The sequence below is a fragment of the Promicromonospora panici genome (genome assembly GCF_900608595.1).
In the GTDB taxonomy this organism is placed as follows: Bacteria; Actinomycetota; Actinomycetes; order Actinomycetales; family Cellulomonadaceae; genus Promicromonospora; species Promicromonospora panici.
Genome location: NZ_UWYY01000009.1, coordinates 237551 through 261801, shown reverse-complemented (window position 1 = coordinate 261801; position 24251 = coordinate 237551). Strand labels below are relative to the sequence as shown.

General features: G+C 70.1%; 20 protein-coding genes. 10 read left to right on the top strand and 10 right to left on the bottom strand.

Annotation, left to right across the window (positions count from 1 at the left end):
- Positions 1 to 117: 117 nt before the first annotated feature.
- Positions 118 to 1113, top strand: coding sequence for a dTDP-glucose 4,6-dehydratase (rfbB, locus tag EW117_RS12725; protein WP_129787072.1), 996 nt, complete (start codon positions 118 to 120; stop codon positions 1111 to 1113).
- 146 nt (positions 1114 to 1259) lie between these two features.
- On the opposite strand, the gene EW117_RS12720 is transcribed toward rfbB, so the two are convergent.
- Entirely contained in the window at positions 1260 to 1874 is a 615-nt protein-coding gene (locus EW117_RS12720) for a dTDP-4-dehydrorhamnose 3,5-epimerase family protein (RefSeq protein ID WP_129787071.1), read from the bottom strand.
- Positions 1875 to 1956: 82 nt separating this feature from the next.
- On the opposite strand from EW117_RS12720, the gene rfbD reads away from it, so the two are divergent.
- Positions 1957 to 2808, top strand: coding sequence for a dTDP-4-dehydrorhamnose reductase (gene rfbD / locus EW117_RS12715; RefSeq protein ID WP_207211853.1), 852 nt, complete (start codon positions 1957 to 1959; stop codon positions 2806 to 2808).
- An 8-nt stretch (positions 2809 to 2816) separates the two neighbouring features.
- Here rfbD and rfbA read toward each other — a convergent pair whose 3' ends face one another.
- The gene (rfbA, locus tag EW117_RS12710) at positions 2817 to 3680 is read right to left on the bottom strand and encodes a glucose-1-phosphate thymidylyltransferase RfbA (RefSeq protein WP_129787070.1); all 864 of its coding nucleotides are present in this window, start codon (positions 3678 to 3680) and stop codon (positions 2817 to 2819) included.
- 237 nt (positions 3681 to 3917) lie between these two features.
- On the opposite strand from rfbA, the gene EW117_RS12705 reads away from it, so the two are divergent.
- From EW117_RS12705 to EW117_RS12685, 6 genes are all read left to right on the top strand, one after another.
- Complete coding sequence (locus EW117_RS12705; protein ID WP_129787069.1) at positions 3918 to 4139, top strand: hypothetical protein; 222 nt, start codon at positions 3918 to 3920, stop codon at positions 4137 to 4139.
- A 353-nt stretch (positions 4140 to 4492) separates the two neighbouring features.
- Entirely contained in the window at positions 4493 to 6295 is a 1803-nt protein-coding gene (locus tag EW117_RS12700; RefSeq protein ID WP_129787068.1) for a glycosyltransferase, read from the top strand.
- A gap of 11 nt (positions 6296 to 6306) precedes the next feature.
- Positions 6307 to 7557 (top strand): UDP-N-acetyl-D-mannosamine dehydrogenase, encoded by a 1251-nt coding sequence (wecC, locus tag EW117_RS12695; protein ID WP_129787067.1) that lies wholly within the window; start codon positions 6307 to 6309, stop codon positions 7555 to 7557.
- A gap of 11 nt (positions 7558 to 7568) precedes the next feature.
- The gene (locus EW117_RS12690; RefSeq protein ID WP_165362670.1) at positions 7569 to 9509 is read left to right on the top strand and encodes a glycosyltransferase family 2 protein; all 1941 of its coding nucleotides are present in this window, start codon (positions 7569 to 7571) and stop codon (positions 9507 to 9509) included.
- 1 nt (position 9510) lies between these two features.
- Complete coding sequence (locus EW117_RS29410; protein ID WP_165362669.1) at positions 9511 to 10143, top strand: hypothetical protein; 633 nt, start codon at positions 9511 to 9513, stop codon at positions 10141 to 10143.
- Positions 10143 to 11213 carry a glycosyltransferase gene (locus EW117_RS12685; RefSeq protein WP_165362668.1) on the top strand — a complete coding sequence of 357 codons (1071 nt, stop codon included), beginning with the start codon at positions 10143 to 10145 and terminating at the stop codon, positions 11211 to 11213. Before EW117_RS29410 ends, EW117_RS12685 begins: the two co-directional genes overlap by 1 nt.
- A 37-nt stretch (positions 11214 to 11250) precedes the next feature.
- On the opposite strand, the gene EW117_RS12680 is transcribed toward EW117_RS12685, so the two are convergent.
- The 6 genes from EW117_RS12680 to EW117_RS12655 are packed head-to-tail and all read right to left on the bottom strand — an operon-like array spanning position 11251 to position 19284.
- Positions 11251 to 12909: a DUF6270 domain-containing protein gene (locus EW117_RS12680; protein ID WP_129787064.1), complete on the bottom strand. Its 1659-nt coding sequence runs from the start codon at positions 12907 to 12909 to the stop codon at positions 11251 to 11253.
- Positions 12906 to 14093 (bottom strand): non-hydrolyzing UDP-N-acetylglucosamine 2-epimerase, encoded by a 1188-nt coding sequence (gene wecB, locus EW117_RS12675; protein WP_129787097.1) that lies wholly within the window; start codon positions 14091 to 14093, stop codon positions 12906 to 12908. Before wecB ends, EW117_RS12680 begins: the two co-directional genes overlap by 4 nt.
- A 14-nt stretch (positions 14094 to 14107) precedes the next feature.
- Positions 14108 to 15247, bottom strand: a complete 1140-nt coding sequence (locus EW117_RS12670; protein WP_129787063.1) for an ABC transporter ATP-binding protein — start codon at positions 15245 to 15247, stop codon at positions 14108 to 14110.
- Positions 15237 to 16139 (bottom strand): ABC transporter permease, encoded by a 903-nt coding sequence (locus EW117_RS12665; protein WP_129787062.1) that lies wholly within the window; start codon positions 16137 to 16139, stop codon positions 15237 to 15239. The genes EW117_RS12670 and EW117_RS12665 overlap by 11 nt, the downstream gene beginning before the upstream one ends.
- Positions 16136 to 17866, bottom strand: a complete 1731-nt coding sequence (locus EW117_RS12660) for a glycosyltransferase (RefSeq protein WP_129787061.1) — start codon at positions 17864 to 17866, stop codon at positions 16136 to 16138. Before EW117_RS12660 ends, EW117_RS12665 begins: the two co-directional genes overlap by 4 nt.
- Positions 17866 to 19284: a glycosyltransferase family 4 protein gene (locus tag EW117_RS12655; RefSeq protein ID WP_129787060.1), complete on the bottom strand. Its 1419-nt coding sequence runs from the start codon at positions 19282 to 19284 to the stop codon at positions 17866 to 17868. Before EW117_RS12655 ends, EW117_RS12660 begins: the two co-directional genes overlap by 1 nt.
- 14 nt (positions 19285 to 19298) lie before the next feature.
- Between EW117_RS12655 and EW117_RS12650 the strand changes: the two genes are divergently transcribed.
- A complete protein-coding gene (locus EW117_RS12650) occupies positions 19299 to 20369 on the top strand; it encodes an LCP family protein (protein WP_242504259.1) in 1071 nt (356 codons plus the stop codon).
- Between the two features lie 144 nt (positions 20370 to 20513).
- A complete protein-coding gene (locus EW117_RS12645) occupies positions 20514 to 21566 on the top strand; it encodes an LCP family protein (protein ID WP_242504258.1) in 1053 nt (350 codons plus the stop codon).
- 12 nt (positions 21567 to 21578) lie between these two features.
- Here the strand turns inward: EW117_RS12645 and EW117_RS12640 are convergent, their stop codons facing one another.
- Both EW117_RS12640 and EW117_RS12635 read right to left on the bottom strand, forming a co-directional pair.
- The gene (locus EW117_RS12640) at positions 21579 to 23366 is read right to left on the bottom strand and encodes a phospho-sugar mutase (RefSeq protein ID WP_422890783.1); all 1788 of its coding nucleotides are present in this window, start codon (positions 23364 to 23366) and stop codon (positions 21579 to 21581) included.
- Positions 23366 to 24205 (bottom strand): purine-nucleoside phosphorylase, encoded by an 840-nt coding sequence (locus tag EW117_RS12635; protein ID WP_129787058.1) that lies wholly within the window; start codon positions 24203 to 24205, stop codon positions 23366 to 23368. Before EW117_RS12635 ends, EW117_RS12640 begins: the two co-directional genes overlap by 1 nt.
- Between the last annotated feature and the right edge of the window lie 46 nt (positions 24206 to 24251).

Here is a 24251-nt window from a genome sequence, read left to right as displayed (position 1 = left end):
GGACGTCATCATCGCGAACCGCCGGACCGAGGCGCTCGACGACGTCGCCGACAAGGTCTACACGCGCGACATCTACGGGCGCGACTGACGCCCGTGTCCGACCCCAGGGAGAACACGATGCAGGTCCTGATCACCGGCGGTGCCGGGTTCATCGGCGCGAACTTCGTCCACCAGACGGTGCGGGAGCGCCCGGACGTCCGAGTCACGGTGCTCGACGCCCTCACTTACGCGGGTGACCGGTCCTCGCTCGACGCCGTCGCCGACCGGGTGGAGCTGGTGGAGGGCTCGATCACGGACGCACCGCTCGTGGACCGGCTCGTGGGGGAGTCGGACCTGGTGGTGCACTTCGCGGCGGAGTCGCACAACGACAACTCGCTGAACGACCCGTCGCCGTTCGTGCAGACCAACCTCGTGGGCACGTTCACGCTGCTGGAGGCGGTGCGCAAGCACGGGGTGCGGTTCCACCACATCTCGACCGACGAGGTGTACGGGGACCTGCCGCTGGACACCCCCGAGCGGTTCACGCCGGAGACACCGTACAACCCGTCGTCCCCGTACTCGTCGACGAAGGCGGGCTCCGACCTGCTGGTCCGGGCATGGGTGCGGTCCTTCGGGGTGCAGGCGACCATCTCGAACTGCTCCAACAACTACGGGCCGTACCAGCACATCGAGAAGTTCATCCCGCGCCAGATCACCAACCTGATCGACGGCGTGCGCCCCCGCCTGTACGGCGCGGGCCTCAACGTGCGTGACTGGATCCACGTCGAGGACCACAACTCCGCCGTCTGGAGCATCATCGAGAAGGGCCAGGTCGGCGAGACCTACCTGATCGGGGCGGACGGCGAGACCAGCAACCTCGACGTCGTGCGGACGCTGCTGGAAATCTTCGGGCGGGACGCGGACGACTTCGACCACGTGACCGACCGCCCCGGGCACGACCTGCGGTACGCGATCGACGCGAGCCGGCTGCGCACGGAGCTGGGCTGGTCGCCTCGCTACACGGACTTCCGCTCGGGACTGGCGGCGACCGTCGACTGGTACCGGGAGAACGAAGCTTGGTGGCGCCCGGCAAAGGCGCTGACGGAGGCCAAGTACGCCCGCTCGGGGCAGTAACGCTCTCAGGCCCGGCCCGGCCGGGCCCGGTGCGACTGCAGACCTGGTCGCACCCAATTTGGCGAGTGCAGATAGGTCTGCAGTCGCGGCGGCGGCCGCCAGGTAGGCCGCCTGTTGGGGCGGCAGCGGCTGGGCCCGGTGGGGCCTCAGCGCTGGGCGGCCAGGTACTCCTGGACCGCGTCGAGCGTGGGCAGAAGGCCCTGATCTCTGGCCTCGGTGAGAGTCGGGGCGGCCTCGTCCTTTTCCGAGAGCTGCGGCGTGATCGGGGTACCGTCGCGGGCCGTGGTGGGCCACTCGATCGCCAGCTCCGGGTCGAGGGGGTGGATGCCGTGCTCCCGGCCCGGCGCGTAGCCGGAGGAGCACAGGTACAGCACCGTCGAACCGTCCTCCAAGGACATGAAGGCGTGGCCCAGGCCCTCGGACAGGTAGATCGCGCGGCGGTCGACGTCGTCCACCAGGACGGCGTCCCACGTACCGAAGGTGGGCGAACCGACGCGGATGTCCACGACGACGTCGAGCACCGCGCCCTTGACGCACATGACGTACTTGGCCTGGCTGGGCGGCACGTCCGCGAAGTGGATGCCGCGGAGCACCCCGGCGGCCGATACGGAGCAGTTGGCCTGCTGCAGGTCGAAGGAGTGCCCGACGGCATCGGCGAACGGGCCCGCCTTGAACGCCTCCAGGAAGAGCCCTCGCGGGTCGCCGAACTGCTGGGGGGTGATCTCGAACGCGCCGGGCACTGCCAGCTCGCGGTACTTCATGGGTGCTCCTCGCAGGCATCGGTTGTCGCTTTAGGATCCTAGGGTGACCGAGGATCCGGGAGGGACCAGGATGCAGGGTGAGATGCGGCGATGGCTGGTCGTGGGTGCCGCCGGGATGCTCGGCCAGGACGTGCTGGCGGCGGCTGCGGACGCCGGGTACGAAGTGACCGGCGTGGGCCGGAGCGAGCTGGACGTCACCGACGCGGCAGCGACGCGCGACACGGTGGCGGGCTACGACGTCGTCGTGAACTGTGCCGCCTGGACGGCCGTGGACGATGCCGAGACGCACGAGGCCGAGGCGTTCACGGTGAACGCGACGGGCGCCGCGAACCTGGCCCGGGCCGCGGCGGCATCGGGCGCCCGCTTGGTCCACGTGTCCACCGACTACGTGTTCGACGGCGGTGCGTCGTCGCCCTACCCGGAGGACGCGCCGGTCGCGCCGCGCTCGGCGTACGGCCGGACCAAGGCCGCCGGAGAATGGGCGGTGCGCGCCGAGGCGCCGGACGCCGTCGTGGTGCGGACGGCGTGGCTGTACGGCGCGGGCGGGCGCTGCTTCCCGAAGACCATCGCGCGCGTCGCGGGCGAGCGCGACCGGCTGAGCGTCGTTGATGACCAGACCGGGCAGCCCACCTGGACCGCCGACCTGGCGGACCTGATCGTGCGCCTGGTCGCGGCGCGGGCACCGGGCGGGATCTACCACGGCACGTCGTCGGGCGAGGTGACCTGGTGCGGATTCGCGCGGGAGGTGGTGGCGGCGTCCGGTCACGCCACCCCCGTCGACACGACGACGAGCGCCGCCTACCAGCTGCCGGCTCCCCGGCCGGCGTACTCCGTGCTCGGGCACGACCGGCTCCGCGAGGTCGGCGTCGAGCCGATCGGCGACTGGGCCGACCGCTGGAAGGTGGCGGCGCCGACGGTGCTAGGCGCGCCGTAGAGGGCGCGTCAGTCGTCCAGGAGGCTCAGCAGGTAGCTGCCGTAGCCCGACTTCGTGAGCTTCTCCGCGCGGACGCGCAGTTCGTTGTCGGACAGGAAGCCGCGCCGCCAGGCGACCTCCTCGGGAGCGCCGATCTTCATGCCCTGGCGGCGCTCGATGGTGCGCACGTAGTCCGACGCCTCCAGCAGCGAGTCGAACGTGCCGGTGTCCAGCCAGGCCGTGCCGCGCGGGAGCACCTCGACCTGGAGCCGTCCCTGGCCCAGGTACTCGGCGTTGACGTCGGTGATCTCGTACTCGCCGCGGGCCGAGGGCTTGAGGGATTTCGCGATGGCGATCACGTCGTTGTCGTAGAAGTACAGCCCGGGCACCGCGTAGTTCGACTTGGGCCGGGCGGGCTTCTCCTCGAGCGAGAGGGCGCGACCGTGCTCGTCGAACTCGACGACGCCGTACGCGGTCGGGTCGGCGACGCGGTAGGCGAAGACGGCGCCGCCGTCGATGTCGGCGAAGCGGGTGAGCTGGGTGCCCAGGCCGGGGCCGTAGAAGATGTTGTCGCCCAGCACGAGGGCGACCGACTCGTCTCCGAGGAAGCTCTCGCCGAGCACGAAGGCCTGCGCGAGCCCGTCGGGCGACGGCTGTGTCGTGTAGCTGATCGAGATGCCGAACTGCGATCCGTCGCCGAGCAGCCGCCGGAACTGGTCGGCGTCGTGCGGAGTGGTGATGATCAGGACGTCGCTGATCCCGGCCAGGATCAGCGTCGACAGCGGGTAGTAGATCATCGGCTTGTCGTAGACCGGGACGAGCTGCTTGCTGATGCCCTGGGTGATCGGGTGCAGCCGCGTGCCGGAGCCGCCGGCCAGGATGATTCCGCGCATGGGGCGGATCTTTCCATGTCTCGGCAGGCCGGTGGGGGCGCCGGCGGGCTGTGGGAGCGAATTCCCCCGCTCTTCCTCCGGCGTACTGCTCCCATCAGGGAAACACTTGAAGAGAATTCACCCGGATGAAATCTTGCTGCGCTTGGACAGCGACCAAAGGTCAGGCGGACAGCGGGTGATAAAGGGGTGATCTCTTACCGAGGGTGATGCGGTAGGCGTCATTAGAACTGTAGTTAAATGGATATGCATGAAGCTCACGGGGGTGCTGATTTCCTCGCCACGCCGGACCCACCCGAGCCCGAGCCACGCCCGCCGCGCCGAGCCCGTCCGCGCGGCAGGGGATTCGTCGCGGCGCTCGTTGCGGCCGCCCTCGTACTGCTCGGTGCCAATGCCGCGATGGCCTACTTCACCTATCGGATCTCGGTCGACGAGATCGAGCGCGTCGAGCCCGTTCGCTGACTCCGAGGCGACGACCCCATATGGCCGCCATGCGCTCGATCCGCTGAGGACTGCGGGGACCGGCTCCGGTGTTGCCCGGGTGAACCTGAGTGCATTTCACCCGCGTTCGGCGATCTGCGCCGATTGCCGCTTGTAGCATGAGCCGACCAATGGCGCATCCTGTACGCCCGGCAGTATCAATTCTCGCCCGGCGGATGCCCTTTCTGGCTTTCTAGCTTTCAAGCAGACGGGACATTCTTGTCGTGAGGGATCGTGCGCCGGGCGTGGTGGATCGGCTCCGCCGCGCTGCGTGGCACCTCCGTCAGGGTGGGCTCGATCAGCTGACAACACATCTGCGCAGGCAGCGGGTGCCCATGGCGGCACAGACCGGCGGCGCACGGCTGACGAAGAACGGGCTGACGTTCGACTCGTGGCCGGCCCGACCGGTTTCCGGGCTCGCGACGGGAGCCCTCTCCGGCCGGCGCGACCTACGCGTCGGCGTGATCCTCGACGACTTCTCGCGGCTCGCGTTCGCGCCCGAGTGGGACCATGTGGCCGTCACGCCCGCGACCTGGCGCGACGAGCTGACGGCAGGCCTGGACCTGCTGTTCGTGGAGTCCGCCTGGAACGGCAACAGCGGCGCGTGGCAGTACCACCTCACGGGGACATCGGCCCCACGTCCCGCGTTCGTCGAGCTCGTCGAAGCCTGCGGCGCCGCGGGCATACCCACTGTGTTCTGGAACAAGGAGGACCCGGTCCACTTCGAGGACTTCCTCGACGCGGCCCGGCTGTTCGACCGGGTCTACACCACTGACGTCGAACGCGTGCCCGCCTATGTCGAGGCGCTGGGACACGACCGGGTGGGCGTGCTGGAGTTCGCGGCGCAGCCCGCCATTCACAACCCTGTCCGCGTCCACGGCCGCGGGCCGGAGCGGGACGTCGCTTTCGCGGGCATGTACTTCGCGCACAAGTACCCTGAGCGCCGCGAGCAGATGGACCTGCTGCTGGGCGCGGCCCTGGACGTGTCGCCCAAGATGGAGCACGGCCTGGAGATCTTCAGCCGGTTCCGCGGCAAGGACCAGAAGTACCAGTTCCCCGCACCTCTGGACGGCCGCGTCGTCGGCTCGCTCGACTACGACCGCATGCTGAGCGCTTACCGCGAGTACAAGGTCTTCCTCAACGTGAACTCGGTGGTGGGCTCGCCGTCGATGTGCGCGCGGCGGATCTTCGAGATCACGGCCAGCGGGACGCCCGTCGTCTCCACGCCGAGCGCCGCGGTGGGGGAGTACTTCCCGGGCGACGAGGTCTTCGTCGCGGGCAGCCGCGAGGCAGCCGCGCACACCATTCGCGCGCTCGTGCGCTCGCCGGAGCTGCGGGACCGTGCCGTGCACAAGGGGCAGCGCCGCATCTGGCGCGAGCACACCTACGGCGCCCGGTCCCAGAAGGTCCTGCACGACGCCGGGCTGGTCGCCTCTCCCGCCGTCCCGCGACCGACCGTGACCGCCCTGGTCTCCACGAACCGCCCGCACCAGCTCGACCACGTGCTGTCGGTGCTCGGCGCCCAGCGGGGCGTGGAGCTGCAGGTCGCGCTGCTGACCCACGGCTTCGAGGCGGACGACGCCGACGTCCACGCCCGGGCCAAGGAAGCCGGCGTCGAACGCCTCGAGCTGCTGTCGGCGTCGTCCGACGTGGCCCTCGGCTCGTGCCTGAACCTGCTGCTGGACGCCGCCGACGGCGATGTCGTGGCCAAGATCGACGACGACGACCTGTACGGACCGCAGTACCTGTCGGACCAGCTGTACGCGCTGGCCTACTCCGGCACGGAAGTGGTGGGCAAGCAGGCGCACTACATGCATCTCGAGGGTGTGGACGCGACGATCCTGCGGTTCGCGGACCGCGAGCACCGCTACACCGACCGCGTCATGGGGCCGACGATCGTCGCTGCGCGTGAAATCGCTACCACCGTGCGCTTCCGGGCGCTGCCGCGCGGTGAGGACACGGCGTTCCTCGCAGACGTCGTCGAGGCCGGTGGGACCGTCTACTCCGCCGACCGATTCAACTTCGTCCAGGTGCGGTCCGCCGTCGGCGGGCACTCCTGGGACGTGACCGATGCCGAGCTGCTTGCGAGCGGCGAGGTCAAGCACTACGGGCGTGCGGCGACGCACGTCCTCTTCTGAGGCGGGGAACTATGGGGATCAGCACTGTCGGCGTGATCGGGCTCGGGTACATCGGGCTTCCGACCGCGGCGATCCTTGCCTCGAACGGGGTGGGGGTGATCGGCGTGGACGTGAGTCCGGAGACCATCGGCGCGGTGAACCGCGGCCAGGTGCCGTTCGTCGAACCCGACCTGGCCGGATACGTATCAGGCGCGGTTTCTTCCGGAAAGCTCCGCGCCGCGTCGGTCCCTGAGCCGGCCGACGCGTACATCGTCGCGGTGCCGACACCGTTCATGGGCGATCACAAACCTGACCTCTCCTATATCCGGTCTGCCGCCGATGCGCTCGCACCCGTGCTGCGCGGCGGCGAGCTGGTGATCCTCGAGTCCACGTCGCCACCGGGGACTACCCGGCGCATGGCGGACTGGATTCTCGCCCAGCGTCCTGACCTCAGCACGGACGGCTCGGGTGACCGTCCCGTCATCTACTTCGCGCACTGTCCGGAGCGGGTACTGCCCGGCAAGGTCATGGTCGAGCTGGTGACGAACGACCGGATCGTGGGCGGGCTCACGCCCGAGGCCGCGCAACGCGCCCGGGACCTCTACCAGGTCTTCTGCCAGGGCGAGATCCTGCTGACCGACGCCGTGACCGCCGAGACGGCGAAGCTCGTCGAGAACTCGTTCCGCGACGTGAACATCGCGTTCGCCAACGAGCTGTCGCTCGTCGCGGACAAGCTCGGCATCGACGTCTGGGAGCTGATCCGGCTCGCCAACCACCATCCACGGGTGAACATCCTGCAGCCCGGTCCGGGCGTGGGCGGGCACTGCATCGCCGTTGATCCGTGGTTCATCGTCGACGCGGCGCCCGAGGAGGCACGGCTTATCCGGACGGCGCGCGAGGTCAACGACGGGAAGCCGCGCTGGGTGCTGCACAAGGTGCTCGACGCAGTCGCGGGGATCGAGTTCCCGGTCGTCGCCGCCTACGGGCTGGCGTTCAAGCCGAACATCGACGACCTGCGGGAGTCGCCGGCGGTCGACATCGTGCGTGAGGTGGCCACTACGTTCCCGCACACGACGGTGCTCGCCGTCGAACCGCACATCGACAAGCTGCCCGGCTCGCTGGCCGGGCTGGCCAACGTGCGGCTCGTGGACGCCGAGGAGGCGCTGGCTGGCGCCGACGCGCACGCGCTGCTCGTGGACCATGCGGCGTTCCGCTCCGCGGTGGGACAGCTCGTTGGGAAGAACGTTATCGACACGCGTGGGATGACGGCGGTCACGGCATGACAGAGGACCCTATGAATCGTCTGTTCGTGCTCGATCTGTTCGACGAGCCCGACCTCGAACGACCTGACGTGGCGGAACTGCTGGACTCCATGGTCCAACGCGGGTTCGAGGTTCTTGTCACCGTGCCGACGCCCTACGACTTCGCAGCTGTCGGCGAACGCATCCGTGCTGTCGAGTGTCACGCGTCGTGGACCGCGGGCCGACGCCTGAACCATGCCGTGTCACTCGCCGCGCCTGCCGCAAGCATCACATTCGCGCAGGGCGTTCTGGACGGTTCGGTGCTCGACCTCGTGGATTCGATCGAGGACGCCGCGGCGACCGCGGACACCGTCGTCCTGGAGTCTCGTGTCGGCACACCGGCCGGACCGGAGACCATCGCCTGCCATGAGCACGATCCGCGACGCGTGTTCACCGTGGACAGCCGGTCTTACTACGCGGTGCGTGGAATCGACCAGCGGATCAGTAGATTCGGGGAGTGCCTCGAAGACCTCGCCCAGCGGATCCAGTGGACCGGCGCTCGGCGAGTCGTCCGGAGTGTCGGCGACCTGGACTCGCTGAGCGAGTGGGTCGTGCCTTCGAAGCCGCAGTTCGCATTCCCCCCTGATCGTTCGGTAGTCGTCAACCTGCCGCGGTGGGAATATGCCCCGGAACGACCGTTGGTCAGTGTGGTCATCGCGACGCGTGACCGGGCGCGATTTCTGCCCGACGCGATCAGCTCCGTGCTCGGTCAGACGATGCCGGACCTGGAGGTTATCGTCGTCGACGACGGGTCGGTGGACGAGACGCGCGAGGTGTTGCGCTCGTTCAGGGATCCCCGAGTCCGGGCGTTCCACATGGAAGCATCGGGCATCTCCAGCGCGCGGAACTTCGCGACGACTCAGGCGCGGGGCGAGTGGATCGCTGTTCACGATGACGACGACATCATGGTTCCCGATCGAATCGGGGTGCAGCTTCGTTCGCTTTCCCGCGAGGTCGATGCGGTCTATGGCGCGTGGGCGAACTTCCACGACGAGACGGGGGAGATGCTCGTTCATCTCACCCGTGCGACCTTCGGCGCCGCGGTGGTGCTGCACAACGGACAGACACCCGGCCATCCCACCTGGCTCGTCCGCCGCACCCTCCTCAAGCAGGTGCCGTACGACGAGCGACTGACGTCGGCGGTGGATCACGACGTCGCGACGCGCTCGCTCCGGCTTGGTGCGACGTGGCGCCACAGCGGGCATGTCGCGACGTTGCGCCGGATCCATGACGACCAAGTCAGCGCGACCGACGGATCCGCACAGAAGACGGCGGCGAGGATCGCCCGGATCCTGCATGGCGCAGGACTCCACGAGGACGAACGCCAAGGTCTCGCCGCTGCTCAGTCCGACTATCCCTGGCCCGTCATCAAGCAGCGGACACAGCCTTTCGAGGATCTCGGCGGCGATCTTCCGGACCATCTCGTCGAACGGGCGGTGATCGTCCGAGGCAAGCCGTTCAACGGCGTGGTCGAGGCACGTTTGCAGGGCAAGGTTCGCGCAGTGGCGAATGTGCTCGAGTCGGGTCGCGTGGCCGGTGAGTTCGCGGTTCTCGGCGACGTCGCACTCTATGAGCTCGCCGAGCTGCGCGCACGAGGACTGGACGTGGTGGTCCTCCACAAGCGGCGCCTGTCGCGTGACGGCACCATCGTCGACTGGGAGCACATCTTGCTCAACGCGATCCTGCGTGACAGACGTCCGTCGCCCGCTCACGTCGGGGTCGTGGCGTTCGACAGCTACGACACGCCACGCGGCGCAGTCGTGCAGGAGCGCTGCTCGATCGCTCTCCGTTCGGAGCTGATCGGACTCGCCCGGGTCACCCTCTGGATCGTCGAGCAGGAGCGTTCCGACGGGCTGAGGGCGCATCTTGCGCGAAGCCAACCGCAAGAACTGGTCGTCAGCCTTAGCGGCGACGTGACCGAGGGGATTCGATAACGTGCGCTTCGAGATGCAGCGCGAGCCCGATGATCGAGCCGGTATCCGAGTCAACCGCTTCGACAGCGACGACGGTCGCGTCGGCAGTGGGTGGTTGTGGCTGGACAGCCCGCTGGTCGATCCGTCTCCGGATGCCGCCGCTGCGGCGGCCGCCCTTGCGTTCGGTCATCTCGTCGGCTCAGTCTTCGAGCCGCCGCAGGGTATGTCGAGCCAGATGGCCGAAGCGGTGTTCGGTTATCTCGGGCACCGGCATCTACGGCTTGCCGGAGTGAGGAACACCATCGATCGCCATCGCGGCACACAGACTCTCCGGCTGCACGCGGGACACGACGTGGACCATGGCACCGATGAGATCGACGGCCTGAACCTGTACCTGGTCTCGGGCGACACCCACTACGGCCAGCAGTTGTCGCGCGGAGCACTCGCGATCCCGTCCAACGCCCGATTCTTTGCGACGCTCGTCCGGTCTGACCACTCATGGAAGGTCGATGTAGCCGCGGCACTGCTGGTGACCTCACGACTCGATGTCGGTCGCATCCGGCTCGTCGGGTACGGAGTTACGCAGAAGGACCTGCCGGGAGCCAGCCGCCTTGCACTCTCCGCGGGTGTGCGACTCGAGCTGGAGGCCCCCTGATGGAAGGCATGCGCGTTGTGCTTACTGCCTTCACGGTCGCGCACTGGGGCGGACTGCACGAGAACGTGATCGCTTCGTGCAGGGCGCTGCACCGGGCCGGCGTTCGGGTGATGTTCATCGGGACCGAGGGCGCCGTCTGCGACGCGGCACGAGAGATCGGGCTCGAGTCCGTGATCGGTGTCGACTGGAACGGCAGCCTCTCGAGCGCCCGGCGGCAGGCCATCGAGTGGCAGCCAGACCTGGTGTTCTCCCAGCCGTTCGACTCACGCGAGCTTGGCCAGGAGATCCGCCGGGAAACCGGAGCAAAGTTCGTCGTGATGTTCCATGGGATCGCGCACGACGACATCCATCTGTGGCATGACGAGCTGGATCGGCTGCTCGTCACCTCGCCGTCCATCGGCGCGGCCGTGGAGGGATACTGCTTCGTCCCTCAGGACAAGATCACGGTTCTCCCGAACGGCGTCGACGATGCCGTCGTTGAGCGACCGTTGCTGTCCCTCGCTGAAAAGCTCGAGATTCCCGTCGTGGCACTCGCCGGACGTCTCTCCCACGACAAGGTTCGGATGATCGACGGCGGCGTTGCTGTCGCACGCGCGTTGGAGGCCGTCCACGGCAGACCGATCGCCGTCCGGGTTCTTGGCGACGGTCCGGACAGGGGGGAGTTCCAGGCTCGTCTCGAAGCGAAGCTCGGGCGTGGCCGTGTGGAGATGCTCGGCTGGGTCGCTCCGCCTGATGTCGCTGAGATCCTCTCCTCGTCACTGGTCTGCGTCTCGGCGGGCCGGGGCGCGCTGAAGGCAACCGCGGTGGGTACACCCGTCTTCGGTGCAGGGGCGCGCGCGGACATCGGTCTGCAGCTCATCGACACCCTCGAGTCGGCGCTCGAGTGCAACTTCGGTGACTACGTTCCGCCGACGGACATCTGGACGCCCGTCAGCGGCGCGACTGCCGCCATCCGCACCGCTGACAGCTACCGTGCCCTGCAGGACTACGGTCGCGAGGTAGTCCGGAAGAAGTACGTGCAGTCGGAGATCGACCGGCGGTTGATCGACGTGCTGACCTCGATCGTCTGACCACCGCGGCGCTCGGCCCGGCCTTTCGGCCGGGCCGTCAGCCGTGCTTGATGATCGTCTCGAAGTCGTGCCAGGCATCGAGTCGTTGGCCGACCAACTGCTCGACGAATGCGATGTCCTCTGCGTAGACACGCTGCAACGCGGCGATCTCCTGGGACGACACAGGGTTCCGCTTCCGGAACGGAGCCATCCAGGCAGTGCGGTCGCTGGGTGCGTCGAGGCGCGTCTTCTCCCAGAAAGAGGAGTCGCCGTGCAGGCCGAGGATACGGAGCGCCGCCGTGACGAACTGCTGGGGATCGGCGACGAGGTCGTCATACAGGAGAACGTGGACCCTGTGGGTTCCGAGCACGTCGGCCCAGTGCTCGTAGTGGCGGCGGTAGAAGCCGTAGTCGATGACTCCTGTGCTCGGCGGGAGGGTGAAAATGCTCGACGGTACGTCGAGCTTGCCCGCTGCGAACTGGGTCCAGTAGTGGGAAACCGCACGCTCGACGGGATTGCGGAGGATGACGACGACCTGGGTGTCCTCCGGAGCGACGGCACGGACTGCCTCCGCAGTCTCGTGCGGCGTGACGGACAGCGGTCCACCGTCGCCCTGCCAGAAGTAGTTCGGTGAGGCGTCGATTCGCCAGCGCGCGTCCGGGGAATCGGCCAGGGCCGACTCGTACTCGTTTGCCGCTTCGGCATCCCGGACCCGGCTACGGCGGTTGAAGAAGTTGGTGGACTGTGCGGGCACGGCGATCTCGGGATGACCACTCATATTGCGCGCGAGCCACTCCACCCCACCCTTCCAGGTGCCTGCGAGCACGAGGTTGGGGCCGGCGGTGAGTCGGGAGACGTAGGGCTTCTCGGCGAGTTCCTGGCTTCCGGACCGCGGCCGCGGCGTGGGTTCGCTCACGACGGCTCGGCTCGGGGAGGCATCGTCCGGCTGGTGGGGTGTTCTTGCTCCCGGCCCCCACACGACACGCCCTTCGGCCCCGGTGAGCCGCCGCACAGCCTCCAGGTACACGCCCTCCGCGTAATGGAACGGCGCATCCCCCCACGGATGGTGCGGCCCCGACATGACCTCGGAAGGCCCGAGAGCGATAACATGCGCACCCAGCGCCTGCGCCGCGACCTCCACGTACGACCGGAACACCGGGTTCGCCTGCGCCGCTCCGACCCCGAACGAGTCCGGCGTCTGCTGCCCGCTCTCGGACCACTCGGCCCACGGGATGTCGAGCAGTGCCACGGCGGCCCGCGGAAGCGTCGTGCGGATCGTCTCGCCCAGCGCCCGGATAGCCCCCGACCAGTACTCGTAGTGCTGCTGCGTACCGAACGCGACGTGTTGCGCCCCCGGCGGCAGCAACTGCTCCGCGCCGGACTCGATGAGCTCGACGGACCGGGTCACAACCGTGCCGTCCGGCAGCAGGTAGACGCCGAGCCGCTCGTCCGTCAGATCGATGAGCAGCACGTCGATGTCGGCCGCGTGCTGGGCGAGCAGCGGGCGCAGGCTCGACTGGAAGTCGCCGGTCACCATCCGCTGCTGGAACCGGGACGTGAGCGTCGGCGGAGCCACCGACTCCACGGGGCGGGTCGTGGCGCTCAGCACCGACTGCCGTGCCACGTACTCCACGAGCTCGAACTGTTTTGGATCGAGATGCTCGAACGTGTCCCGCGACACGCACGAGCCGTAGATAAAGACCCTGGTCTTGCTCATGCCCCACCCTCTGCAGTTACGGCGGTGAATTCTTCGTCCAGCTCAAAGTCCGGCAATAGGTCCGGCAGCACGTCGGGCAGCACGGGCGCGAGCATCCGTGCCGTGGCATCCAGCACGCGGCCGGCGCTGCGGCCGTCCCCGTACGGGTTGACTGCCTGGGCCATCGCCGCATAAGCGGCGTCATTCGTCAGCAGCCGGTGCACCTCGGCCACTATGCGTTCCTCGGCGGTGCCGATCAGCCGGGCGGTGCCGGCCTCGACCGCCTCGGGGCGTTCCGTGTTGTCCCGCATCACCAGCACTGGCTTGCCGAGACTTGGTGCCTCCTCCTGGAGACCGCCGGAGTCCGTGAGCACGAGCGTGGACAGCGACAGCAAGTGCGTGAACTCCCCGTAGCCGAGCGGCTCGGTCACGGTGACGTTCCCCAGCCCGGCGAGGTGCGGCAGCACCGCGTCGCGCACCACGGGGTTCCGGTGCACCGGAAGCACGATCTCGGCGTCGGGGAAGCGCCGGGCGATCCGCGCCAGAGCGCGACCCACGCCCTCCATCGCGTCGCCCCAGTTCTCTCGCCGGTGGGTCGTCACCAGCACGATCCGGCGGCCCGACGCCGCGACCCGGTCGAGGGCCGGGTCCGCGAACTCCGTCCGCCGCTCGACGGCGAGGTACAGGGCGTCGATGACGGTGTTGCCGGTCACCACGATGTTCTCGAGCTGGACGCCCTCTGCCACGAGGTTGGCCAGGCTGCGCAGGGTCGGAGCGAGGTGCAGCGAGGCGATCTGAGACGTGATCTTCCGGTTCGCCTCCTCGGGGAACGGCGACATGATGTCGCCGCTGCGCAGGCCGGCCTCCAGATGGACCACCGGGATCTGCCGGTAGAACGCGGCCAGGGCGGCGGCCGTCGAGGTCGACGTGTCGCCCTGCACGATGATGGCGTCCGGCCGGCGAGCCTCCAGGATCGGGTCGAGCCGGCTCATGACCCGCGCGAAGATCTGCCCGAGCGTCTGGCCGTGGCTCATGATGTCGAGGTCGTGGTCGGGCACGATGCCGAAGACGTCGTTGACCTGGTCCAGCATCTCCCGGTGCTGCCCGGTGACGACCGTCAGCGAGTCGAACCGGTCGTCGGTCTCGAGCGCCGCGACCACAGGAGCCACCTTGATGGCCTCCGGGCGGGTTCCGTAGACCGTCATGACGAGAGGACGGTTCACAGGTCGCCCACCTGCGCCCGCAGTGCCGCGGCACGCGCCGCGGTCGCCTTGGCCTGCTTGGCGTCGCGCCCCGTAGGCCGCGCATGCCGCTCCCGCACCCGCCCCTTGGGCGGCTCGGGCGTGTCGAACCGCACCTGCGTCTCCCGTCGTTCGGCGAACGCGTCCTCGAGGATCTGCTTGGCCTCGTCGGGCTTGTCCTTTGCGTGGGCCCAGGCCCACTTGCGGTAGCGGACGGCGACGTCCTGCGCCTGGCCGTCGAGTACGAGGCGGCCGTGGTGCAGCCAGATGGCGCGCGTGCAGGACTCCTCGATGGTCTGGGCGGCGTGGCTGACCAGGAACACCGTTCCGGCCTGCTCCCGCAGCCGGGTCATCCGGGCCTCGCTGCGTTCTTTGAACGCGGCGTCGCCGGTGGCCAGCGCCTCGTCGATGAGCAGGATGTGCGGGCGTGCCGCGGTCGCGATGGCGAAGCGCAGGCGTGCCGCCATGCCCGAGGAGTAGGTGCGCATGGGCAGGTAGATGGATTTGCCCAGGCCGGCCAGCTCGATGACGTCGGGGATGGCGGCCTGTGCCTCGGCGGGGGACAGGCCCATCGCCAGGCAGCCGAGGCGTACGTTCTCCTCGCCGGGCAGGTCGGGTACCAGGGCGGCGTTGACGCCGATGAGTACGGGTGTGCTCTCGGCCAGCACCTGGCCTTTGGTGGGCTTCTCCAGTCCGGCGATGATCCGCAGGAGCGTGCTCTTGCCGGAGCCGTTCTGGCCCACGAGGCCGATCTGCTCGCCGGAGTTCGCGACGAACGAGATGTCGGTCAGCGCACGCACCGTCACCTTGGGCTCCTGGCCCATGGCGTTGAGCACCGCGCGCTTCAGCTTGGCGCGGCGGCTGTGGGTCGTGTCCGTCGACGGCGTCCGGTAGAACATCCGCAGGCCCTGGACGGCGACCGTTGGCCACAGCACGGGGGTGCTCCCGGACCGCGGCCCGACGGCGGCGAGCTGGCCGGTGTGCGGCGGGGCCTGCACCGACATCGGGATCGCGCCCGAGAGCGGCGCCTGGACCGACCCTTGAGCCGGCGCCGGCGTCGACCCGGGGCGGCTCTGGCTGAGCGGCGGGGGCATCGGGTACTCGAGGTCAGCGGCCATAGCTCTCCTCCGCCCGCCAGAAGGTGACGAACCCGATCAGCAGCATGCCGACGGCCCAGCCGCCGAGCCACACCCAGCGCATCAGGTCGGGCGTCGTGGCGTACAGCACGCAGTCCCGCACGATGTCCAGCACGATGAACATCGGGTTCACCTCGAGCCACCGCTGGAGTTCGGGTTCGTCGACCAGCAGGGTGTCGAACGAGAAGAACACCGCCGACGCGTACAGCCACACCCGCATCACCATGCCGATGAGGTTGGTGATGTCCGGCAGCGCCGCGGCCCAGCGGGCCACCAGCAGCGACAGGCCCGTCGTGAACATGACCTGCAGGGCCAGGGCACCGGCCACCAGTGCGATGCGCCAGGTGTACTCCTCGGCAGGCGGGATGAAGTAGATCAGCGCGGTCAGCGTCACCAGCGTGGGGCCCAGGTTGAGCAGGTTACGCAGCACCACCGAGATCGGCAGCGCCGCCCGCGGGAACGTGAACGCCCGGATCAGGTTCTTGCCGGACTGCACCGACCGGGCACCACCGTTGATGGACTGCGTCGTGAACTGGAACAGGAACACGCCGATCAGCAGGTAACCGACGAAGTTGTCGATGCCCCGCGAGTTCTTCATCAGCATGCCGAACACCAGGTAGTACACCGCACCGTCGACCAGCGGGTTTAGCACCAGCCACGCCTTGCCCAGCAGGCTCTGCCGGGTCCCGCTCGCGACCTTCGCGCGCGCGTCCGCCCACAGGAAGTGCCGACGCGCCCACAGCAGCCGCACGTACTGCCCCAGCGGCGGACGTGCGCCGACGCGCGACAGGTTGCCGAGCGTCACCAGCTTCGTCGTCGTCGGCGACGCGTCGAACAGCGCCGAGTACGACCCGGTCTCGGGCCCCCCGCTCATGCCGTCACCCCCAGGCACGCCTGGTAGATGCCCCGATACGTCTCCGCGTTTCGCACCCAAGTCCTCTCAGTGGCTACCGCCCGGCCGCGCTCGACCAGCTGGACACGCCGTTCGGCGTCGTCCAGGAGGGTGCCGACCGTCTCGGCCCAGCCCTCCGTGTCGTCGGCGTCGACGTGCAGGCCGGCGCCGCCCACCGCCTCGACGAGCGCCGGCAGGGCGCTCGCGACCACCGGGCGGCCCACGGCCATGGCCTCGACGGGCTTGAGCGGCGTCACGAGCCGCGTGACCTGGTGGTCGCGGCGCGGCACCAGCACGACGTCGAGCGCGGCCAGCCAGGTCAGGGCGACGTCGGGCGGCACGCGCCCCGGGAGCAGCACGTGGTCGGCCACGCCCAGCTCCCGGGCGAGGCGCGCGAGCGCAGGTCGCGAGACGCCGTCGCCCACCAGGAGGCCCATCACGTCGTGCCCGCGGGCGCGCAGGGTCGCGACCGTGCGGACCACGGTCTCCAGGCCCTCGTAGTCCACCAGGCTGCTCACCGTCCCGATGGCGGGGCCGGCGGGCAGCCCCAGGGTCGCCCGCGCGGCCTCCGGCGTCGGGTGCTGAGCTTCGAGCAGGGCGTCCGGCACGGCGTTGGGCACGACGGTGATGTGATGCAAGGGCACGCCACGCTCCACGAGCTCGTCGCGCATGGTTCCGCTGAGCGTCACGACGGCGTCTGCGGCGAGCGCGAGCTCTGTCTCCTTCGCCTGCATCAGGGCACGCCGACGGGATGTCGCCGCCCGGTCGCGGCCCGCCGTCGTGCTGTGGGAGGCGACCCAGGTCTCCTCGGGCAGGCCGCGCACCTCGTACACCCACGGGATCCCGAGCCGCCGCGCCGCGGCGCGTGCGAGCACCCCGTTGGCCGACGGCGTGGTCGTGTGCAGCACGTCCGCGCCCGCCTCGCGCGCGGCCTCGGTCAGCAGGTCGGTCTCCTGAGCGGTCCGGCGTTCGACGTCGGATGCGACCCGGCCGGGGACCAGGCGCCGGTACGCGACGCCGTCCACGACGTCGGTCCCGCGTGCCGCGAGCGAGCCGATGGTGAGCGGGTAGCCGGGGCGCGTGGTCGCGGCCGCGGGAATGCCCGCGGCGCGCTGCGCCACGAGGATCGCGTGCGAGCGGAGCGTGTAACCGCTCTGCGTGTGCGGCAGCGAGTTGGTCAGGTGGTGCAGCACGGTGATGCCGCCCGGCCCGCCGTCGCCGGGCTGCGCCCCGGTGCGACGGGACAGGTCGCCGGCCCGCGGCTCGGGCCGCAGCCCGGCCACCTGCGCACGGATCCCGGCGGGCGCGTCCGGCCCGATCGATTCGACGTCGCCCAGCAGCCAGGCGGCGCGGTACCGGGCGGGGCCGGCCGCGACGACGTCGTCGAGCAGGTCGGGCCGGCCGACCGCGACGGCCACCTCGGCCGCTACCCGCAGGCCGCGGCCGTCACGCCGGGCCAGGAGCTGCTCCGCCTCGTGGGCGGCGCGTGCGGTATCACCGGCCAGCATCCGCCCCAGCGCGTGCGGGGCGGACGGCGCGGGCGCGAGCCCGAGGGCACGCACGAGCGGCCGGCGGAGCGGCTCGGGAGCCCGCCGGGCGGCCTGCACGGCGAGCCACAGCGGGTCCTCGACGAGGGTCCGGGTCACGAAGGACGTGGTGAAGCGCAGATTGCGCGCGAGCTCGCCCGCACGCCGGAACGGCGGTGCCATCAGAACCGGGCCCTCCGATCGAGCGGCGCGTCGGGCAGCGGGCTGGGCAGCAGCACGTCGAGGAGCTCGGTGTACCGGTGGCCCAGCACCTCGTCGCTGGCGTGCTCGGCGACCCAGGCGGCGGCGTCGGACGAGGCAGCGGGCACGACGCCGTCGGACAGCCAGCCGGACCACAGGTCGGCGAGGCCGTCGACGTCCCCGGGCCGCACGACGGCGCCCGCGCCGTTCGCGGCGACGAGGCTCGCGGCCTCACCGGCGAGGCACGCGGACGCGACGACGCCCGACGCCATGACCTCGTACAGCTTGGACGGGACCGTCCACTCGAACGGCTCCCAGTCCCGCAGGGAGACGATCACGGTGTCGGCCCACGCGTACAGCTCGCGGACCTCGGTGGAGGGCACGGACGGCTCCACGCGGACCGGCGCGCCGAGCTCGGCGGCCAGGAGCCGTAGCGGCTCCAGCTCGTTGCCGTGCCCCACGATGCGGACGTCCAGCGCGTGGCCGCGCTCCTGGACCAGGGCGGCGGCGCGCACGGCGACGTCCAGGCCCTGCGAGCGGCCGACGGTGCCCGCGTAGACGACCCGCAGCGGACGACCGGCCAGGGGCACAGGAGCGATCCCACGGACGGGCGCGAACGCGGTCCCGTTACGTACCACCGCGACGTCGCGGACGCCGCGCGCCCGCAGCACCTCGGCGAACGCCGCGGTGGTGGTGACCACGAGGTCCGCGCGGGCCTGGAGCCGCGTGACGGTGCGGTGCACGACGCGGGCGGCGAGATCACGCAGACGACGGCGCAGGCCGCCGGGCCGGTCACGGCGCAGCAGGATGCCGCTGGGCTCTATGAGGTCGGGCCAGGCGTCGCGCATCTCCACGACGAACCGGGCACGGTGCCAGCGGGCGAGGGCCCAGCCGGCGACGACGCTCGGGATACCGGGAACCGTCGCGATGACGACCGCGGGCCGGCCCGCCGCCGGCCGGACGCCGTGCAGCACGGAGCTCAGGGCGGCGACGACCTGGTCCGCGGAGCGTGAGCCGAGCCCCTGAGAATGCTCGCGGAAATTCACCCGGATGATCTTTTCCCCATGGGTTCCGATAGACACCGAACCTGGGCGGAAAGCGGGTGAAGAATGGGTGATCTTTCCCGAAGGGTAGTGCGGCGGGGGCGCCAGGACGGTAACCGGAAAACCGGCCGGAACCAGGTGCCCGGCGAGGGCGGCCCAGCGTCGCTGCGGGGCCCCCGTCTCAGGCTCAAAATGGTGTGTGACCAGGAGAATCGTGCGGTTCTGCGGCTGTCTCACCCCAGCGTTCACAGCAACTCTCCTCTCTGTTCGGCACCACGCAAGTGTTTGCCGAATTTCACCCTTCAGGCCCCTTTCCGGTTGCGGGCCAGGCTTAAGAGTAGTAGTCGAATTCGACATTAAGATCCTTGCCCATGGCCGCCCCCGATCGAATCAACGATCTTCTTGCCGTGCCCAACCCCGTCGACGGAGATGTGCGTCACGCACGCCGCTCCCGCCGGAGCAAGGGATTCGTCGCCGGCCTCGTTGTCGGTGCCCTGCTGCTCGTCGGGGGTGGCGGGGCCGCGGCGTACTTCGGCTACCGGATGTCGCTCGACAACAACGTGGAGAAGCTCGACCCGTTCGCGGAGCTCGATCCCACGACCCGGCCCAGCACGGAGCCCGTCGAGGGCCCGACCGCCCCCGTGAACGTCCTGGTGCTGGGATCGGACAGCCGGATCTCGGCCGGCGACCCGAACGCGTGGGAGGCCGGGGCGCAGCGCACCGACGCGATCATGCTCGTGCACCTGTCCGCGGACCGGCAGACGGCGGCCGCGATCTCGATCCCGCGCGACTCCTGGGTGCCCATCCCGGGCTACGGCGAGGCCAAGATCAACGCCGCGTTCTCCTACGGCGGTCCCAGCCTCATGATCCAGACCGTCGAGAACCTCACGGGTGTGCGGATCGACCACTTCGCGGTGACCGACTTCGAGTCGTTCACCACCCTCACCGACTCCCTCGGCGGCGTCGAGATCACGGTGCCCGACGGCTCCGGCGGCTCGGTGCGGCAGGCGATGACGGGCGAGGAGGCGCTCGCCTTCACCCGGGAGCGGTACGCCCTGGCCAATGGCGACTTCGGCCGTGTGCAGCGGCAGCAGGCCTGGATGCGCGCGATCGTCGCGAAGGTGAACAACAACCGGCGCGACCCCCTGAAGATGACCCGCTTCTTCGACGCGGTCACCAGCTCCGTCGCCGTCGACAAGGAGCTGACGATCGATGCGATGCAGGAGCTGTTCGACAGCGCCAGGGACATCTCCACGAACGAGATCACGTTCATGACCGTGCCGTACTCGGGCACCGGGCGCAGCGCCGACGGGCAGTCGATAGTCGAGCTCGACCGCGCCACGTTCGACCCGCTCATGCAGGCCGTGGCGAAGGACGAGCTGCCGGACTTCCTGGCCGCCAACCCGGACGCCATGGACGTGCTGCCGGCGGTCGTGCAGTAACCGCTGCCGGTCAGCGTCACTGCCGAACGAACCCGGCCGGGATGCGGGCGAACGAGCGGGCGAACAAAGGGTGATCTTCGCCTGGGAGTAGTGCGCCCGGGCCACCGAGCCCTGTACTCACGGAGTATGTCCACACCCGAGTCCGTGAGTGACCTTCTCGACGCGCCCGCCCCCGTCGGCGCCGATGCGCGTCATACGCGTCGGCGCCGGGGCAAGGGATTCGTCGCGGCGGTCGTGGCAGGCGCCCTCCTGCTCGTCGTCGTCGGCGGCGTTGCCGCCTTCTTCGTGGTCCGGGCCGCGCTCGACGCCAACATCGAGCGCATCGACGATCCGTTCGCCGCCATCGACCCGGAGACCCGTCCCGCCCCGGCGCCTGCGAAGGGCACGACGGCGCCCGTGAACATCCTGATGCTCGGATCAGACAGCCGCATCTCGGCCGGCGACCCGACGGCGTGGGAGTACGGCGCCCAGCGCACCGACGCCATCATGCTCGTGCACCTGTCGGCCGACCGGCAGTCGGCCGCCGCGATCTCGATTCCGCGCGACTCGTGGGTGCCCGTCCGGGGCTACGGGGAGGCGAAGGTCAACGCCGCGTACTCCTACGGCGGCCCCACGCTCATGATCCAGACTGTCGAGGACCTGACGGGCGTGCGCATCGACCACTTCGCCGTGACCGACTTCGAATCCTTCACCGCCCTCACCGACACCCTGGGCGGCGTCGAGATCACGGTGCCCGACGGCTCCGGCGGCTCCGTGCGGCAGGCGATGACGGGCGAGGAGGCGCTCGAATTCACCCGGGAGCGGTACGCCCTGGCCAACGGCGACTTCGGCCGTGTACAACGGCAGCAGGCCTGGATGCGGGCCATCGCCCTGAAAGTCACCGAGGACCGGACCGATCTGTTCAAGATGGCCCGCTTCCTCGACGCCGTCACCAGCTCGGTCACCGTCGACGAGAGCCTCACGATCGACAAGATGCAGGACATGGTCCTGAGCGCCCAGCAGATCTCCACGAACGACATCGCGTTCCTGACCGCCCCCTACTCGGGCACGGGCCGCAGCGCGGACGGGCAGTCGATAGTGCTGCTCGAGCGCGCGGCGTTCGACCCCCTCATGCGGGCCGTGGCGCAGGACGAGCTGCCGGCTTACCTGGCCGAGCACCCGGAGGGCATCGACATGCTGCAGTCCGTCGTGCAGTAGGCGCGCGGGCGGTCAGATCCCCAGCGCTGCCCGGATGTCCGACTGCACGTGGGCCAGGCGGTCCCGGGCCGCGACGCGCGCCGCGGACAGCGCGCCGGCGGAGGCGTTCGGATCGACCGCCGAGACTACCTCGATATAGCACTTGACCTTGGGCTCGGTACCGCTGGGCCGGACGATGACCCGGGTATCGTCGGCGGTCAGGAGCACCACGCCGTCCGTGGGCGGCAGGCCGTTCAGGCCCTCGGCGAGGTCGCGCACGGAGTCGACGGGCGAGCCCGCGAGGGCCGACGGCGGCGCCGTGCGCAGCGCCGTCATGGTCGACCCGATCAGGTCCAGGTCGTCGAACCGCGCGGACACCTGGCCGGTGACGTGCAGCCCGCAGGCGCGCGCCACGTCGTCGAGCTGGTCCAGGAGCGTGCGGCCCTCGGCGGCCAGCCGGCTGGCGAGCTGCGCGACGGCGACTGCGGCCGACAGCCCGTCCTTGTCCCGGACGTGCTCGGGGTCCACGCAGTAGCCGAGCGCCTCCTCGTAGCCGAAGACGAGGTCGGGCGTCCGCGAGATCCACTTGAAGCCGGTGAGCGTCGTGGCGTGCTCCAGCCCGTGCCGGGCCGCGATCGCCGCCAGCGCCCGGGACGACACGATCGAGCAGGCCAGCGTGCCGCCCTGCCCGGCGCGCGCGGCTCGCTCGGCCGCGTCCCAGCCGAGCAGCATGCCTACCTCGTCGCCGTGCAGCATGCGCCAGCCCTGCGAGAACGCAGTCTCCGCGCCCTGGTACGTCCCGTACTGCGGGTCGAGCAGCGCGACGGCGCAACGGTCCGCATCGGGATCGTTGGCGATGACGAGGTCCCCGTGAGCGTCCTGCGCCAGGGCGAGCGCCATGTCGATCGCGCCCGGCTCCTCCGGGTTGGGGAACGCCACGGTGGGGAAGTCCGGGTCGGGATCGGCCTGCTCCTCGACGGGGACGACGTCGGTGAAGCCCGCCTCGGCCAGCACCCGAGCCACGGCCGCGCCGCCCACGCCGTGCAGCGACGTGGTCACGATGCGGAGCTTGGCGCGGCGCTCGCCGTCGTGCAGCGTGGCGACCGCGGCGTGGTACTCGTCGGTGATCTCCCGGCCGAGCACCGTCCAGCCGGAGTCGGCCCGCGCCACGTCCTTCGCGGCGCCGGTGCGGGCGATCTCGTCGGCGATCCGGGCGTCGTACGGCGGGACGATCTGCGCGCCCTGCCCCGCGTCGGTGACGATGCGGCCGCCCAGGTACACCTTGTAGCCGTTGTCGGCTGCGGGGTTGTGGCTCGCGGTGACCATGACGCCGGCGTCGGCGGACAGGTGCCGGACCGCGAACGCGAGCACGGGCGTGGGGCCTGGTGCGGGCATGAGCAGCACCTCGGCCCCGGCCGCGACGAGGACGGCCGCCGTGTCGCGGGCGAAGTCCGCGGAGCGGTGGCGGGCGTCGAAGCCGACCACCACGCGCGGGGTGCCACGGCCGATCTCGGTGGCGAGGAACGCGCCGAGCCCCGCGGCGGCGCCGATCACGACTGCCCGGTTCATCCGGTTCGGGCCTGCTGCCATCGCGCCGCGCAGCCCGGCCGTGCCGAACTCGAGGGGCCCGGAGAACCGGTCGGCCAGCTCCGCGAGCGCCTCGTGGCCCGCATAGGGATCGGCGGCCTTCGTGATCAGGTCGCGCAGCTGGGCGACGTCGGCGTCGTCCACGTCGGCGGCCATCCAGGCCTCGGCGCGGGCGACGAGGTCGGGCGCCGAGAGGGTCCCGGTCGCGATCGGCGGGTTGGCGGACACAGGCATCAGATCTGCTTGATCACTCGGGCGAGCAGGTCGCTGATCCGCGGACCGGCCTCGCGGCCCGCCTCCAGCACCTCCTCGTGGGACAGGGGGTGAGGGCTGATCCCGGCGGCCAGGTTGGTGGCCAGCGAGATGCCGAGGACGTCCATGCGGCAGTGCCGGGCCGCGACGGCCTCCAGCGCCGTCGACATGCCGACGAGGTCGGCACCCAGCAGGCTCGCCATCTTGACCTCGGCCGGGGTCTCGTACTGCGGGCCGTGGAACTGCGCGTACACGCCCTCGGGCAGGTCGGGGTCGACGCTCCGGGCGATCTCGCGCAGGCGCGGCGTGTAGATGTCCGTCATGTCGGCGAACTTGGCGCCCTCGAGCGGCGTCTGCCCCGTGAAGTTCAGGTGGTCCTTGATGAGCACGACCTGCCCGGGCCGCCAGCCGATGTGCACGCTGCCGCAGCCGTTCGTGAGGATCGCCGTCTCGCAGCCGGCGGCCGCGGCGGTGCGGATGCCGTGCGCCACGCGACGGGGCCCGAGGCCCTCGTAGAGATGCGTGCGGGAGCCGAGGACGAGCGCGTACCGCACCGAGCCGTCGGGCCGCTCGATGCGGATCGAGCGGGTCGTGGACCGGTGCCCCTCGACCGCGGGCTTGACGAAGCCGGGGATCTCGGCCGTGGGGATCTCGGCGACGACATCGCCGATCAGCTCGGCCGCACCACCCCATCCGGACCCGAGGACGAGCGCGACGTCGTGACCCGGCACCCCCGTCTTGGCCGCGATGTACTCAGCGGCGGCGGCGGCGACAGCGAAGGGGTCGGTCGTCGGGTCGTTCAGATCTGGATCCGTGCTCATGGTCCGAGGTTAACGCCACTTTCTCCCTGGCACGCGCCCACGAGGG

Bases quoted from the DNA above. Each gene is read 5' to 3' on its own strand.
- EW117_RS12690 (WP_165362670.1), top strand. From the start codon at position 7,569: ATGAATCGTCTGTTCGTGCTCGATCTGTTCGACGAGCCCGACCTCGAA.
- EW117_RS12720 (WP_129787071.1), bottom strand. From the start codon at position 1,874: ATGAAGTACCGCGAGCTGGCAGTGCCCGGCGCGTTCGAGATCACCCCC.
- EW117_RS12665 (WP_129787062.1), bottom strand. From the start codon at position 16,139: ATGAGCGGGGGGCCCGAGACCGGGTCGTACTCGGCGCTGTTCGACGCG.
- wecC (WP_129787067.1), top strand. From the start codon at position 6,307: ATGGGGATCAGCACTGTCGGCGTGATCGGGCTCGGGTACATCGGGCTT.
- EW117_RS12680 (WP_129787064.1), bottom strand. From the start codon at position 12,909: ATGAGCAAGACCAGGGTCTTTATCTACGGCTCGTGCGTGTCGCGGGAC.
- EW117_RS12640 (WP_422890783.1), bottom strand. From the start codon at position 23,366: ATGCCTGTGTCCGCCAACCCGCCGATCGCGACCGGGACCCTCTCGGCG.
- EW117_RS12700 (WP_129787068.1), top strand. From the start codon at position 4,493: ATGGCGGCACAGACCGGCGGCGCACGGCTGACGAAGAACGGGCTGACG.
- EW117_RS12650 (WP_242504259.1), top strand. From the start codon at position 19,299: ATGGCCGCCCCCGATCGAATCAACGATCTTCTTGCCGTGCCCAACCCC.
- EW117_RS12660 (WP_129787061.1), bottom strand. From the start codon at position 17,866: ATGGCACCGCCGTTCCGGCGTGCGGGCGAGCTCGCGCGCAATCTGCGC.
- wecB (WP_129787097.1), bottom strand. From the start codon at position 14,093: ATGACGGTCTACGGAACCCGCCCGGAGGCCATCAAGGTGGCTCCTGTG.
- EW117_RS12655 (WP_129787060.1), bottom strand. From the start codon at position 19,284: ATGTCGAATTCGACTACTACTCTTAAGCCTGGCCCGCAACCGGAAAGG.
- EW117_RS12635 (WP_129787058.1), bottom strand. From the start codon at position 24,205: ATGAGCACGGATCCAGATCTGAACGACCCGACGACCGACCCCTTCGCT.
- rfbA (WP_129787070.1), bottom strand. From the start codon at position 3,680: ATGCGCGGAATCATCCTGGCCGGCGGCTCCGGCACGCGGCTGCACCCG.
- EW117_RS12705 (WP_129787069.1), top strand. From the start codon at position 3,918: ATGGATATGCATGAAGCTCACGGGGGTGCTGATTTCCTCGCCACGCCG.
- EW117_RS12670 (WP_129787063.1), bottom strand. From the start codon at position 15,247: ATGGCCGCTGACCTCGAGTACCCGATGCCCCCGCCGCTCAGCCAGAGC.
- rfbB (WP_129787072.1), top strand. From the start codon at position 118: ATGCAGGTCCTGATCACCGGCGGTGCCGGGTTCATCGGCGCGAACTTC.
- rfbD (WP_207211853.1), top strand. From the start codon at position 1,957: ATGCGGCGATGGCTGGTCGTGGGTGCCGCCGGGATGCTCGGCCAGGAC.
- EW117_RS12685 (WP_165362668.1), top strand. From the start codon at position 10,143: ATGGAAGGCATGCGCGTTGTGCTTACTGCCTTCACGGTCGCGCACTGG.